We start from the raw sequence: 14489 nt of genomic DNA on the forward strand, positions 1-14489 counted from the left end.
TCCCGAAAGGCGAGCTCCCCATGGCCGCCCAGCTCCACCTCTCCGCAGCACTCGACGACGCGACCGCCGACCACCGCCCCGCCGGGGCCGGCGGCGCGCAACCCCCGCCGCCGTACGCGCGCTGGACCCGGCTGGTGCACCTGGCCGAGCAGGGCGGTCTCGACTTCGTCACCCTCGACGGCGCGGGCGGTCCCGGGCGGCTCGACGTGCCGGCCGTGCTCGCCCGGGCGGCCGGCGCCACCAGCCGCATCGGGCTCGTCCCGGCCGTCGCGGCGCTGCCCGCGGGCCGGTTCGCGCCGCTGACGTCCGCGGCGGCGCGCATCGCCGTCGACGGCAGGGCCGGCTGGCTGGTACGGACCGCGCTGCCCGGCGAGGGCCCGTTCGGCACACGGCCGCACGGCCGCGGCGCGTACGCCGCCGGGACCGGCCGGCACCCCGCCGCCCGCCGGTCCCTGTCCGCCGCCAGGCTGCGCCGGCCGCACCGGCCGCCGGTGGCGGTGGTGCTCGACGTGCACGGTCCCGACCGGCGCTGGCTGCAGGCCGCCCGGCACGCCGACGTGGTGCTCCTGGACGCCGAGCACCCCGCCGCGGCCCAGGTCTGCCGCGCGGCGCTCAAGCACCAGGCGGCGGCCGCGGGCCGTGACCCGCACGCCCTGCGGGTGCTGCTGCGCCTCGGGGTCGACCTCGGCCGCGGCGGCGGGCGCGGGCTGCGGCCGCGGGCGGAGACGCTGCACTTCGCCGGGCCGCCGGCCGAACTGGCCGGGCTGCTGGCGGAATGGCACGCGGAGGGGGTGGCCGACGGGTTCCACCTGCTGCCGGCGCACGCGGCCACCGATCTGCTCGCGGTCGTGTACGGGCTGGTGCCGAAGCTGCGCGAGCGCGGGGTGTTCCGCTCCGCCTACCGCGGGCGGACCCTGCGCGAGCACCTGGCGCCGACCGCCTGACCAGCGGCCGCGGACCGACCCCGGACCGACCCCGGACCGACCGCGGCCCGCCCGACCGCCGGCCCCCGCGGGAGGACCGGGGCGCCGGCAGCGCAGCGGCCCCGTATGGCTCAGCGAGCCGTACGGGGCCGCTGCCGTGCGCCCACAGGTGCCCCCGCCGGTGGTGCTGGCACCGGCAGGGGCGTCCTGAGGGGGCGTACGCCGGTCTCGTACGCACGCTTCCGTGAACCCGGCCGCACGCGCGAGCGGCGGGCGCGAGCCGGAAGCGGGGAGCAGGGCCCTTCGCACTCCTCCGGGTTAGCGAAGGGCCCTGCCCGTCTGTGTGGAGCCCGGCGCGGGTCCGCGTCCCAGCGGTCCGCTCACCGTCTCCCACCGATTCCTAGTATTCCCATCGGTGTGCTAGGAATTATGGAAGCAGTAGCCTCGTCGCGTCAACAGGTGCCCGGGGGTGGACCGGTCCCCGGGACGCGAGATCATGGACGAGTCCGTTCCCGGCTTAGCTGGAGGTACCGTGGCCGCGCCTTCTTCTCCCCCCGCCGCTGGTCCCGCCCGCCACGTCGTGGCCGTCGTCGGCGCGGGCGCCGCCGGCGCCCTGACCGCGATGCAGCTCTGCGAGACCGCGATCCGGCGCAGCACGCCGCTGGAGCTGGTGCTGATCGACCCGGCGCCCGAGGCGGGCCGCGGGATCGCGTACGCCACCCCCGATCCCCGGCACCGGCTGAACGTCCCGGCCGGCGGCATGAGCTGCTACCCGGACGACCCCACGCACTTCGTGCGCTGGCTCCGCGCCCACGGCGAGCCGGACGCCTCCGCCTGCGACTTCGTCTCCCGGCACCGCTACGGCGCCTATCTGGCCGACTCCCTCGGCCAGGCCGTCATCCGCGCCCACGGCACCGTCGCGGTGAGCCGGCTGCGGACCAGGGCGACGGGCTGTACGTGGACCGCCGGCGGGCGCGCGACCCTGCGCCTCGCCGACGGTCGCACCCGGCGGGCCGACAGCGTCGTCATCGCCACCGGACCCGCGCCCAGCCCCCGCGGCTGGGCCCCGGCGGCCCTGCGCGCCAGCGACCGCTTCGTCCCCGACCCCTGGGCGCCCGGCGCCCTCGACGCGCTCTCCGGGGACGCCCACGCCGCCGCCGACGTGCTGCTCGTCGGCACCGGCCTGACCGCCGTGGACATGGCGCTGAGCCTGGAGCGGTCCGGCCGCCGCGTGCACGCCGTCTCCCGCGGCGGCGAACTGCCCCGCCCGCACGCCCTGACCGCGCTGCCGCCCCTCCAGGCGGACCCCGGCCTGCCCGGCCTGCCGCTGGCACAACTGCGCGCCGCCGTACGCCGCCACGTGGCCGCCGCCGTCCGCGCCCACGGCGACTGGCGCCCCGCGGTGGACGGGCTGCGCCCGCTGACGCAGGCGATGTGGGCCCGCCTCTCCGACGGCGACCGGGCCGACTTCCTGGCCCGCGACGCCTCCCGCTGGAACGTCCACCGGCACCGCATGCCCCCGGCCACCGCGGAGTCCGTGCAGCGGGCCCTGACCGCCCGGCGGCTGCGGCTGCACACAGGGCAGGTGCGGGACGTCGCCGAGGTTCCCGGCGGCGGCCTGGCGGTCACGCTGAGCGGCGGCCGGACACTGCACGTCGGCTGGGTGGTCGACTGCACGGGGCCGGGGCTGCGCGTCGAGGAGTGCGCCGACCCGCTGTGGCGTGGGCTGCTCGCGGACGGCACGGCCACGCCGGGCCCGCTGGGCATCGGGGTGGCCACCGACGCCGGCCGGCTGCGCCCGGGGCGGGCCCCGGCGATACGGGCCGGCTCGCCCGCCGCCGCTCCCCCGCCGCTGTTCACCCTCGGCGCCGCCCGCCGCGGCGAGCTGTGGGAGACCACCGCCGTGCCGGAGATCCGGGTCCAGGCCGCCGAGGTCGCCGCCGCCGTGCTGGAGCCGCTGCGTGAGCCGGTACGGGGCCGGCGCCGGCCCACCGACGTCAACGGCCTGCCCGTCTCCACGCACGCCGCTGCCGCCGCCGCGTACCGCACGGGTCTTGAGCGGCTGCTGAAGGTCCGCGCCGGGGCCGAGACCGCGCTCGCCCGCGCCGTGGAACTGGACCCGGGCTTCGCGCTGGGGCACGCCGCGCTCGCGCTCGTCGGGCACGAGTGCGGCGCCGGCGTCGACGTGCCGCGGGCGCTGGCCGACGCGCAGCGCGCGGCGGGCGAGCGCGCGGACGAGCGCGAGCGGGCCTTCGTGGAGGTCGTCACCCGCCGGATCGCCGGCTCCGGCGGCGACGAGGCGCTCACCCGGCACCTGGCCGCGTACCCGGGCGACGCGCTGGCGCTGAGCGTGGCCGTGCCGACGATCGCGTTCTCCGGCGTCACCGACCTGGACGGCGCGATGGCCCGCCGGCTGGTGGAGCGCACCACGTCCGCGTACGAGGGGCACTGGTTCCACACCTCGCTGCTGGCCTTCATGCGCCAGGACGACGGCCGCTTCGACGAGGCCGGGGAACTGGCCCGCCGGGCGCTGGCCGTGGAGCCGGCCGCGGGCCACGCCGTGCACGCGCTCGCCCACGTGCACTACGAGACCGGGGCCCACGAGCGCGGACGGGACTGGCTGGACGGCTGGATCGGCGACCAGGGCCGCGGCGCCACGCACCGGGCGCACTTCTCCTGGCACGTCGCCCTGCACGAGCTGGCGCTCGACGACCCGGACGCGGTACGGCGGCGCTGGTTCGCCCAGTTGGCGCCGGGCCGGGTGAACGGGGTGCGGGCGCTGGTGGACTCGGGGTCGCTGCTGTGGCGGGCCCGGATGTCGGGGTGCTGGACCGGCGAGCAGCCCGTGGAGGGCGTGCTCGCGGCGGTCGAGCGGGAGGTCGTGGAACGGCCGGCGACGCCGTTCACGGCGATGCACAGCGCGGTGGCCCTGACCGCCGCGGGCGACCTGGCGGCGCTGCGCCGGCTGCGTACGCACGCGGCGGGCGCGGACCCGGTGCAGCGCGAGGTCGTGGCCCCGCTCTGCGACGCGCTGGAGGCGGTGCTGGAGGAGCGCTGGCCGGACGCGGTGGCGCGGCTGGAGTCGATCCGGCCGGTGCTGCGCAAGGTCGGCGGCAGCGCGGCGCAGCGCGAAGTGGTGGAGGAGACACTGCTGTTCGCGCTGGTGTCGGGCGGCCGGTGCGAGGCGGCCAGGCGGCTGCTGGAGACCCGGCTGGACCGCCGCGACTCCCCCGCCGACCACCGCCGCCTCGCGGCGCTGCCGGGGCTCGACTGACGTCCGCCCGTACGGCACCGTCCCGCGGGCGGCGCCGTACGGGCCGCGCAGCGGCCGCCCTCAGTCCTCCGCGGCCCCGGGCCGCAGCGGGCGCCAGTACTGGCGCGTGCCCTCCTCGCGCAGCACGTAGCCGAGGCGCTGCACCTCGACGCGCAGCTCCTCCGCGTCCGTGGCGTTCTTCTTCTTGAGCGCGTGCTCGCGGGCCTTCAGCACGGCATTGGCCGCCGCGGACAGCTCCGCGGAGTCGCGGACCCAGCGGTGGTAGCAGCCGGCGTACGGGTCCTCGTGCAGCCACCGGTAGCCGTGCGCGGTGAAGCCGCGGGCGAGGTCGGCGGGCTCCAGGTCGGTGGGCCTGCGCAGCAGTTGGCGGGAGGCGGCGTCGAGGATCACCAGCCGGTCCTTGTCCAGGAAGGCGGCGGCGACCTCGGCGCGGGCCAGGATGCGGGACTCGCCGTCCTTGTCGATCCGTACGGTGTCGTCCTCGAAGGTCACCCGCATCGCCAGCACGTACACGAGGAGCCCGCCGGCCAGCCCCAGCACCAGTCCGACGACGGGGCCCGCGACCGCGGTCCAGCCGTCGTCGAAGGAGGCCACCAGCTCGAACGGGCCCTTCATCGGCGCCCACTTCAGCCCCGCGACCTCGTCCGCGACGCGCGGGACGAGCCAGCCGAGGAAGAGGCCGAGCGCCGGCAGGCCGGCGAGCAGCAGCAGGCGGTACAGCAGGCCCGGGCCCACCGTGGCGGCGGCGCGCTTGGCGAGGCGGTCGCCGCCGGATCCGCCGCCGGGCTCACCACCTGGTCCGCCACGGGGCTCGCCACCGGGTCCGCCGTCGGGCTCGCCGCTGCCGCGGTCGTCACAGGACATCGCGGGTGCTCCGGAATCCATCGTCGGTCGTCCTTCCTGCCGGTCCCCGGCGACGCTACGGACGCGGGACGGGGCGGCGGATCGGCCGAAGGTCTGCGGAGCGCGGCGGCGGGTACGACTTTGGTCGCTTTCCCGCGGCGGCGGCGGAAGAGAACCGGCCCCGGAGCCGTAGGGCTCCGGGGCCGGCCGGGCTCACCGCCGGATCACAGGGGCTGGACGGTGATGTTGCGGTAGCGGACCGCGTTGCCGTGGTCCTGGAGCCGGATGGCGCCGGCGACCGGCGTCTCCGGCTTCCCGGCCCCGGTGGGGCCGTCGACGGCGACGTCGTCCTGGACCTTGACGCCGTTCCACACCACCGAGATGCGTGCGTCCTCGGTCTTCTTGCCGTCCGCGTCGAAGCGGGCTGCCCGGAAGGTGATGTCGTACGTCTGCCAGGTCCCCGGCGGCTTCGCCGCGTTCACGTCGGCCGCCTTCTTCTTGTAGATGGCGGCGGCGTCGTCGTTCGCCAGCGGGTCCTTGCCGTACGAGTCGAGGATCTGGACCTCGTACCGCTCCTGGAGGTACACGCCGCTGTTGGCGCGGTCCTGCCCGGTGACGTCCGGCGGCAGTTCGGGCAGCCAGAACTCCACGTGCAGCTTGAAGTCCTCGTACGCCTTCTTGGTGCGGATGTCGCCGCAGCAGACCTCCATGGCCTCGCCGTCGAGCAGCGGCCATTCGGGCGTCCTGCCGTCCACGTGCTGGAAGGCGGAGCGGTCCGCGCCGTCGAAGAGCGTGACGGGCTCGCCGCTGCGGTGCACGCTGATCATGTCGAGGTTGACGTGCCCGGTGTCGTCGCCCTCGTTGACGTAGCGGATGGTGTTCCTGCCCGCGCGCAGCGAGACCTTCTCGGTCCTGGTCGTCCACTCCTTCCAGGTGCCGGTGGACGCGAGCTGCGCCTGCTTCACCTTGGTGCCGTTGACGTACATGCTGACCGTCTTGGTGCCGGTGAAGGGGTTCGGGCCGTTGGAGTAGCGCAGTCCGACGTCGTAGGTGCCTCCCTTCGCGGTCGTGACGTCGAACGTGGTGGAGGCGCCCTTGGTGCCGTAGCCGGCGACGAAGCCGCGGCCGGAGTGGCCGGCGTGGTCGAAGGCGAGGTTCGCGCCGCCTTCGAGCCGGGCCTCCTCGGCCTCGTACGCGGTGGGCACGCGCTCCTCGTCACCGGGGATGTTGTTCAGCGTGTACCACGCCTCGGTGCTCCACAGCTCCTGGCCGCCCTCGGCGGTGAACGGGCGCGGGGAGCGCACGTGCACCACGTGGCCGGGCTTCAGGCCGGGGATCTCCAGGGTGACCTTCTTGCCGTCGTCCGACAGCTTCGCGGAGGTCACCGGCAGCACCTCCTCGTCCACCTTGGGCCCGCCGTACTCGGGGGTGGGGACGTAGCGCCACTGGGTGACCGAGTAGCTCTCGGCGAGCGCGTCGGCGGTCTCCTGCGACAGCGGCTTGGTGTAGCTCATCTCGAAGCCGGTCTCGGTGGCGTCCATGGAGACGATGTCGAACGCCTCGTTGCCGCCGGGCGTCAGCTTCTGCAGGCCGTGCTTGAGCTTGCCCGGCTGGCCCCAGTTGCCGCCCGCGCCCAGGCCGCCGGCGTAGATCGCGCCGTCGGGGCCCATGCTGATGCGGTTGACGCCGGCCTCCAGGCCCTGGGTCATGCGGAAGACCGCGCCCTGGTACTCACCCCTGACCTTCTGCAGGTCGGCCCGCTGGATGCCGCCGTAGGTGACGTCGCCGAAGAGGAGCTGGCCCGCGAACGTGCCCTTGTCCATGTACAGCGGCGTGCTGGGCGAGTTGGCTATCTCGTTCTGCGGCAGCCAGAGCACGGGCTGGGTGACGGGACGGTCGTCGAACGGCCCGTCGGGGTTGGTGTAGTGGTTGAAGAAGCGGTCCTGCTTGACGTGCAGGAGCTTCGACGACGGCAGCCAGCCGCCCTGGTTGTCGAGGACGAACAGGTCGTCCTTCGGCCCCCAGCCGATGCCGTTGGGAGTGCGCAGACCGCCGGCGACGTAACTGATCTTGCCCGTCTTGCGGTTGACCTTGATGGTCGTGCCGCGGTTCTCGGAGGGCTGCGGGTCGGTGGTGGCACCGCCGTAGTTGATGGCCACGGAGAGGTTCAGGTAGAAGAACCCGTCCTTGTAGAGCAGGCCGAAGGCGAACTCGTGGAAGTTGTCGCTGAACGGCCAGGTGGCGACGGTCTCGTACGCGTCGGTGACCTCGTCGCCGTCGGTGTCCTTCAGCCGCGTCAGCTCGTGCTTCTGCGAGACGTAGAGGTCGCCGTCGACGTACTTGATGCCCTGCGGCTCCTTCAGGCCCTCGGCGACCTTCTTCACCGTCACCTTCTCCGGCGAGGTGTCGCCGGTGACGTTGTCGAGGAGGTAGACCTCGCCGGTGACGTTGTCGGTGCCGCCCCAGGTGGTCACCGCGAGCCGGTCGTCCGGCAGCCAGTCCATCGCGGTGACCTGCGGCTCGAAGCCGTCGGGGCGCAGGTCGGTCAGCTCGAAGTCCGGGTGGACGCTGTTCAGCGGCAGGCCGTCGCCGGGCGAGTCGGTGTAGCCCTCGCACTCCTTGCGGCCCGGCGCGGTGACGCGGACGACGCCGGCGTCGGTGCTGAGCACCGAGTTCGGCACGGTGGCGAAGCCACCGGCGCCCGGGGGCTGCCAGGCCAGGGTGACCTGCTGGCCGCCGCCGCGCTCGAAGTGCTCGATGAAGAGCGAGTGGTAGCCGGCGGTCAGCTCGACGGTGCCGTCCTTGGGGGGATCGGTGCCGTGCAGCCCGTCGTGGTCGATGACGACCTGGTTGTCGATGAGCAGCCGCGAGCCGTCGTCGCTGGTGAGGCGGAAGGCGTACGTGCCGTCCTGGGGCACGTTGACGTTGGCGATGGTGTGCGAGACGAAGTTGTCCTCGAAGCCGAAGTCCCCGGCGGTCGAGAAGTCGATCTGCGGCATGAGCTTGTCGACGTTCGGGGTCTGCGCGGGCTTGAGCGTGCAGATCTCGTCGAGCGGGACCTGCACGTCGTACGTGCGCAGCGTCACGCCTGGCTCCTGCGGCGGGAGTTCGGCGAAGGGCTGGTTCTGCGGGCCGGGTGCCCGGTCGGCACCGGGTGCCGGATCGGGTGCGGGATCGGCGCCGGCGGGTGCGGCCCAGACCCCGCCGACGAGGAAGGCCGCCGCGAGCACCGTGGTCATCCGTCTGCGGACACGGTGGTACAGCCGTGCGGACATTCGTTCCTCCAGACGCGAAAGGGGGCGGGAAGAACCTTCGGATTCCGGGCGGGTGCGGCGCTGAGCCTAAAGACTTCGTCCGGGCCTGTCCATACTTTGTCATCCGAGAGAAAAAAGTTCCGGGACCAGGTCGTGGGCGTCGCGGCGGGCGGGGAGCACGGCGTCCTCGGGCGCGGGGGTGGCCGGCCAGCGGGTGCGCACCCCCGTGTCGGCCCAACCGCCCACGGCGGCGAGGAACTTGTCGAGCGCCGGATTCGACAGGCCGCGGACCTGGAGCGGCGCGATGTGCCGGCGGAACAGCTCGGCCAGCCGGCGCTGGACGTCCCGGGCGGCGGCCGGGTCGGTGTGCATCGACTCGTACCAGCGGACGGAGCCGGCCGGGGCGAGGGCGGCGACGTTGGAGTAACTGCCGTGCGCGCCGCGGGCGACGCCGGTGGCGAGCAGATGGCCGGGGACGAAGACGGAGCACCGGTCGGCGTACGGGCGTACGGCGGCGTACCAGTCGTCGTCGCCGCCCGCGGTCTTCAGCCCGACGAGCGCGGGCACCTCGTCCAGCAGCCGGCCGAGCAGCGTGGGCGACACCGGGGTCTTGGCGTGCGGCGGGTTGTAGAGCACCAGCGGCACCGGGTCCGCGGCCTCGGCGATCCGGGCGAGGAAGGCGACGGCCTCGTCGTCGGCGAGCGGCAGCCAGTCGGGGAGGATCACCTGCAGTGCGCCGGGGGCCAGTTCGCGGGCGCGGCGCACCCGGGCGAGGGCGGTCTGCGCCACCGGGTGGGAGGCGCCGATCTGGAACGGCACGCCCGCCGCGGTGCACCGCTCGGCGAGCAGCTCGTTGATGCCGTCGAACTCGTCCTCGGTCAGGGTGTGGAACTCGCCGGCCGTGCCGTGCGCGTAGATCCCGTGCAGACCCGCGTCCAGCAGCACGTCCAGTTGCCCCGCCAGCCGGCCCCGGTCGATCGCGTCACCGGCGTCCAGGGGCAGCAGCAGCGTTCCCCAGACCCCGGTGATGTCCTTCGCTCTGAGTGGTGTCATGCCTGGAGCGTACGAGCCCGGCGCGCGGCCGGAAGAGGCCGAGAGGGCAAGCCGCTAGAGCCAGCCGGCGGGGAGCGCGGCGCCGCCGGCGCGGAGGTGGCGGAGGGCGGCGGCGATGGAGTGGCAGTCGAAGAGCGCCGAGTGCTCGGCGCCCGCGGCGGGGCTGGACAGGCCGAGGGCCTGCCAGAGCCTGCCGGAGTTGACCGAGGCGGTCTGCGGGGCGAGGGTGTTGAGCCAGGGGCGCACGTTGTGGAAGCCGTTGGCGAGGAAGCCGTGCGCGACCTGCTCGCCGCGGGCCCTGGCCCAGCCGACGTTCTCGCCGAGCACGATCATGTCGTTGCCGTAGGAGAGCACCGAGCGGCCCGCGCAGAAGCCGAGGAAGTCGCCGAGCGCCGCCGCGGGGTCGCGGCCCTCGCGGTCGAGGGTCTCCTGGTCGATGCCGGTCAGCTCGCTGAAGTACGGGGACAGCCGCGGGTTGACGACGGGCCGGACCAGGATTTCGAACTCGTCCGTCACGGCGAAGTCCGCGTCCAGCCGCAGGGCGCCGATCTGCACGATCTCCCGCAGCTCGCCCGGCGCCGACCAGTCCCGCTCCGGCGCCCCCGGCCAGGTGGTGAACTCCAGGTCGAAGACGATGATTGACGGCACGTGGCCCTCCTCCGGTTGCGCGGCAGCCAGCGTACGGCCGCGGCCGCCCGGAACGATCAACCGGGGTGGCGTGCCGCCGTGTCGCCCGCTTCGCCACCGGGGCCGGCGGCTCCGGGGGCGGCGGCGACCGCGGCGGCGAGGCGGGCGTCGGCGCGGTCCGGGGCGTAGAGGCCGTCGACGGCCATGGCGGCGGCGCCGACGAGCGCCGAGCGGTCGCCGAGCCGGGCGGTGACGACGTCGAGGTGCGCCGTGGTCCGCGGCATCGCGCGCCGGTACAGCAGCTCGCGTACGCCGGTGAGGAACGGGACCGAGGACAGCTCGCCGGCGATCATCAGCACCCCGGGGTTGAGCAGCGTGACCACCGTGACCAGCACCTCGCCCACCCGCTGCCCCGCCTCCCGGGCCAGCCGCACCGCCTCCGGGTGCCCGGCGGCCAGCAGGTCGCGCACGTCGGAGCCGGAGGTCGCGGGCACGCCGAGGCGGTCCAGCCGGGCGGCGAGCGCGTGCCCGCTGGCGACGGCGGCGAGGCAGCCGTACGAGCCGCAACTGCACAGCGCCTCCCGGCTGTCGTGCAGCCGTATGTGCCCGATGTCGCCGGCGCCGCCGTCGATGCCGCGGTAGACCCCGCCGTCCACGACGACGCCCGCGCCTATACCGGTGGACGCCTTGACGAGCAGGAAGGCGGCGCAGCCGGGGAAGCCGGCGCGCTGTTCGCCGTACGCCATGAGGTTGGCGTCGTTGTCCACGAACACGGGGACGTCCGGGGCGCCGCCCAGCCGGGCGGCGAACGTACGCCGCAGGTGTCCGGTGATGGGGTAGCCGTCCCAGCCCGGCATGATCGGCGGCTCCACGACGCGGCCGGCCGCGACGTCCACGGGCCCGGGCACGGAGAGGCCGATGCCGCAGACCCGCGCCGCGCTCTCGCCCGCCTCGGCCAGCAGCGGGCCGAACCAGCGGCACACCTCCTCCAGCACCGGCTCGGGACCGTCGCCGATGACCAGCGGGCCGGTCTTCTCCGCCAGTAAGTTGCCCGCGAGGTCGAGCACGGCGGCCCGGCCGTGCCGGGTCTCCAGGTCGGCGGCGAGGACGACGGCGTGCCGGTCGTCGAACTCCAGCCGGGCGGAGGGCCGGCCGCCGGTGGAGGTGCCGGCCACTTCGCGGATCCAGCCGGCGCGGAAGAGCTGGTCGAGCCGGAGCCCGACGGTGGACCTGGACAGCCCGGTGGCCCGCTGCAGTTCGGCGCGGGTGGGCGCCTCGCCGCTGCGGATGAGGCGCAGCAGGCGGCCCGCGCTCGCCGGGTTCGCCGCCATCGTCCCCCCTGCTCCCTTCCCGTCGGCCGGTACGCGCGCGCCGCCTGGCGCGGCGCGCTCCTCCTCCGGAGAACAGAAGTACCACGCGAAGCCGGCAACCGCCGAGCGGGGCGGGGTTGGGCGGTAGCCGCGCCGGGCTCAGCGGCGGCGGCGCGCGCGGCGTACGGCCAGGGCGGCGGCGAGCGCCGCCGCGACCGCGGCGCCGGCGGCGGCCCGCTTGGCGACGGGGACGCCGGCGGTACGGACCAGGTCCAGCGGCTCGGTCCCGGGGGCGGGGGTCCGTGCGGCGGGCGCGGCGGGCCCGGGGGCCGACGCGGGTTCGCTTCCGGCCGCGGGTGCGCGTACGGCGTCTGCAACGGCGTCCTCGCCGACCGCCTGCGTGCCGCCGTCCGCCAGCTTCCCCGCCAGGCACTCCGCGAACCGCCCCACCAGCCGGTCGCCCACCTCCGCCAGCACCCCCCGCCCGAACTGCGCGGGCCTGCCCGTGACCGCCAGGTCCGTCACCACCGACACCCGCGTGCCGTCGCCGGTCCCGGTCAGCTCCCCCGTGACCGTGGCCCGCGCCGTGCCCGTGCCGCGCGCCTCCTTGCCGTTCGCGGACAGCACCATGCGCCGGCCCGCCTCGTCCTTCTCCTGGAAGGACGCCGTGCCCCGGTAGGTGAGCGTGATCGGGCCGACCTTCACCGTCACCGTGCCCCGCACCGTCTCGCCGTCGAAGCTCTCGACCGCCGCCCCCGGCATGCAGGGCGCGATGCGCTCGATGTCGAGCAGCGCCCGCCACGCCTCGTCGGCCGGTACGGGAACGGTGAACTCGTGCCGCAGCTCCATGGCGGTCCCTTCGTTGCCGGGTTCGTCGTCATGCGTCGGCCGCTCCCCGCACCACCGCCGCCAGCCGTTCGAGCGCGGCCAGGCTGTGCCCGGCCACGAAGGCGTCGACGTGCGGCAGCACGGCGGCCATGCCGCCGACGAGCGGCGCGTAACCGGGGCGCGCCTTGCGCGGGTTGGCCCACACCACCCGGTGCGCCAGCCGGTGCAGCCGGCGGGCCTGCGCGCCGAGCAGGGTGACGTCGCCGCGCTCCCAGCCGTCGGAGAGCACGACGACGACCGCGCCGCGGGCCAGGCCGCGCCGCCCCCAGCGGTCGAGGAACGCCCGCAGGGTCTCGCCGAGCCGGGTGCCGCCGCTCCAGTCCGGCACGGCGGTGCCGACCGCGGCCAGCGCGGCGTCCGGGTCGCGGTGGGACAACTGCCGGGTGACGCGGGTCAGCCGGGTGCCGAGGGTGAAGACCTCGGTGGCGGGGGCGGCGCGGGCAGGGCGGCCGTGGCGGGCGGCGTGGGCGAAGCGCAGCAGGGCGTCGGCGTACGGGGACATGGAGCCGCTGACGTCGAGGAGCAGCACGACGCGGCGCGGCTTCCGCACGGGGGCGCGGTGGCGCAGGGCCGCCGGTTCGCCGCCGCCGCGCAGCAGTTCCCGTACGGTACGCCGCGGGTCGACGGCGCCGCGGCGGGCCGGGCGGCGGCGGGCGGTGCGGCGGTGCTCGCCGCGGAGCGCGAACGCCGTGCGCAGCCGGTGCAGTTCGGCGCGCTCCGCGGCGGTGAGCCCGGCGATGTCGCGGTGCCGCAGCACCTCTGCGGAGCCGGCGCGGGCGGCGGCGGGCGCCGCGGGCCCGGTGCGGTCGCCGTCGTCGCCGGGCGCCTCGGCGGCGGCGGGGGCGGTGCGGTGGACGCGGGGCGGTGGTGCGGTACGGGGCGGGCGCGGGGGCGCCGCGCGGTCGCCGAAGTAGACGGCGAACGCGCGGTCGTAGGGCGCCAGGTCCTCCGCGCGGCCGCAGAGCGTGACCCGGCCGGCCCAGTACACGTCACGCCGTCCGGTGCCGAGCGCGTCGACGGCGCCGAGGAACGCCTGCACCCGTTCGCCGTCGGCCGCCACCCCCGCCGCCCGCAGCGCCCGCGCGAACCCGACGAGCACGGCGACGCCGTCGCCCCAGGCTCCGGTCGCGACCGGGCCCGCGGCGGCGCCCGGGCCCGTGGCGGCCGGGCCCGGGACCGTACGGCCGGAGTCCGGCGCGCCCGCGTCCGGCCCGCCCAGGCCCGTACCCCTGCCGTCCCTCTCTCCTCCCCGCTCCCCCACCGCGGTCAGCTCCCCCGGGCCGCGGCCAGCAGCCCCCGCAGGTCCAGTGCCACCGCCCGCTCGGTGTCCTCGCGGTACTTCAGCACCGAGCCCAGCGTGGCCACCGCCAGATCGGCGTCCAGCTCCGTCGCGCCGAGCGCCGCCAGCGCCTCCGCCCAGTCGATCGTCTCCGCCGTCCCCGGCGGCTTGACCAGGTCCAGGCCGCGCAACTGCTGCACCGCCGCCGTCACCTGCTCCGCCAGCCGCCGCGCCACCCGCGGGCGGCGGCTGCGGACGATCGCCAGCTCGCGGGCGTAGCCGGGGTGCGCGAACCAGTGGTAGAGGCAGCGCCGTTTGAGCGCGTCGTGGACCTCGCGGGTGCGGTTGGAGGTGAGCACGACCACGGGCGGGGTCTCGGCCCGCAGCGTGCCCAGCTCCGGGATCGTCACCGCGTACTCCGACAGCAGCTCCAGCAGGAACGCCTCGAACTCGTCGTCCGCGCGGTCGATCTCGTCGATCAGCAGCACGCTCGGGCTCGTCCGCAGCGCGCGCAGCAGCGGGCGGGCGACGAGGAACCGCTCGCCGTACAGCTCGTCCTCCAGGCGGCCCGCGTCCGTGACGCCGGCCGCCTCCGCCGCCCGCAGGTGCAGCAACTGGCGCGGGAAGTCCCAGTCGTAGAGCGCCTGGGCGGCGTCGATGCCCTCGTAGCACTGGAGCCGGAGCAGCGGCGCGCCCACGACCTCGGCGAGGGCGGCGGCCAGCGCGGTCTTGCCGGCGCCTGCCTCGCCCTCGCAGAACAGCGGGCGGTGCAGGGTGAGGGCGAGGTGGCAGGCGGTGGCGAGGCCGTCGTCCGCGAGATAGCCCGTCGCCTCCAGCCGGGCCCGCAGCTCCCCGACGGACGCGGGCCGCGCGCCCGTTGCCGCTTCGGGCCGTGCGGCCCCCGACGCGGGCCGCACGGACTTTGGTGCCCGCGCGTCGCGGGCGCCGCCGTGCGGCCCGCGCTTCTCCGGCTCCCCCGCCGGTTCCTCACGCCCCACCGCGCTCGCCTCCTCGGGCACCGGCCGTCGCGTTCCGGCC

10 protein-coding genes are annotated in these 14489 nt (G+C 75.9%); 2 read left to right on the forward strand and 8 right to left on the reverse strand.

The window, feature by feature from the left end; genetic code table 11:
- Positions 1-20 precede the first annotated feature (20 nt).
- Positions 21-944, forward strand: coding sequence for an LLM class flavin-dependent oxidoreductase (locus ACFYVJ_RS30580; protein ID WP_388898346.1), 924 nt, complete (start codon positions 21-23; stop codon positions 942-944).
- Positions 945-1503: 559 nt separating this feature from the next.
- Entirely contained in the window at positions 1504-4197 is a 2694-nt protein-coding gene (locus ACFYVJ_RS30585) for an FAD/NAD(P)-binding protein (protein ID WP_388898498.1), read from the forward strand.
- Between the two features lie 60 nt (positions 4198-4257).
- On the opposite strand, the gene ACFYVJ_RS30590 is transcribed toward ACFYVJ_RS30585, so the two are convergent.
- From ACFYVJ_RS30590 to ACFYVJ_RS30625, 8 genes are all read right to left on the reverse strand, one after another.
- Positions 4258-5082: a hypothetical protein gene (locus ACFYVJ_RS30590; protein ID WP_388898348.1), complete on the reverse strand. Its 825-nt coding sequence runs from the start codon at positions 5080-5082 to the stop codon at positions 4258-4260.
- A 182-nt stretch (positions 5083-5264) separates the two neighbouring features.
- The gene (locus ACFYVJ_RS30595; RefSeq protein ID WP_388898350.1) at positions 5265-8315 is read right to left on the reverse strand and encodes a family 16 glycoside hydrolase; all 3051 of its coding nucleotides are present in this window, start codon (positions 8313-8315) and stop codon (positions 5265-5267) included.
- A 99-nt stretch (positions 8316-8414) separates the two neighbouring features.
- Entirely contained in the window at positions 8415-9347 is a 933-nt protein-coding gene (locus ACFYVJ_RS30600; RefSeq protein WP_388898352.1) for a dihydrodipicolinate synthase family protein, read from the reverse strand.
- Between the two features lie 54 nt (positions 9348-9401).
- Positions 9402-9995 carry an exonuclease domain-containing protein gene (locus ACFYVJ_RS30605; RefSeq protein WP_388898354.1) on the reverse strand — a complete coding sequence of 198 codons (594 nt, stop codon included), beginning with the start codon at positions 9993-9995 and terminating at the stop codon, positions 9402-9404.
- Between the two features lie 56 nt (positions 9996-10051).
- A complete protein-coding gene (locus ACFYVJ_RS30610; RefSeq protein ID WP_388898356.1) occupies positions 10052-11305 on the reverse strand; it encodes an ROK family protein in 1254 nt (417 codons plus the stop codon).
- 138 nt (positions 11306-11443) lie between these two features.
- A complete protein-coding gene (locus tag ACFYVJ_RS30615) occupies positions 11444-12133 on the reverse strand; it encodes an SRPBCC family protein (protein ID WP_388898358.1) in 690 nt (229 codons plus the stop codon).
- Between the two features lie 28 nt (positions 12134-12161).
- Positions 12162-13433, reverse strand: a complete 1272-nt coding sequence (locus tag ACFYVJ_RS30620) for a VWA domain-containing protein (RefSeq protein WP_388898360.1) — start codon at positions 13431-13433, stop codon at positions 12162-12164.
- Positions 13434-13438: 5 nt separating this feature from the next.
- Positions 13439-14449 carry an AAA family ATPase gene (locus ACFYVJ_RS30625; protein WP_388898362.1) on the reverse strand — a complete coding sequence of 337 codons (1011 nt, stop codon included), beginning with the start codon at positions 14447-14449 and terminating at the stop codon, positions 13439-13441.
- Between the last annotated feature and the right edge of the window lie 40 nt (positions 14450-14489).

The sequence above is a fragment of the Streptomyces sp. NPDC004134 genome, from assembly GCF_042874195.1.
In the GTDB taxonomy this organism is placed as follows: domain Bacteria; phylum Actinomycetota; class Actinomycetes; order Streptomycetales; family Streptomycetaceae; genus Streptomyces.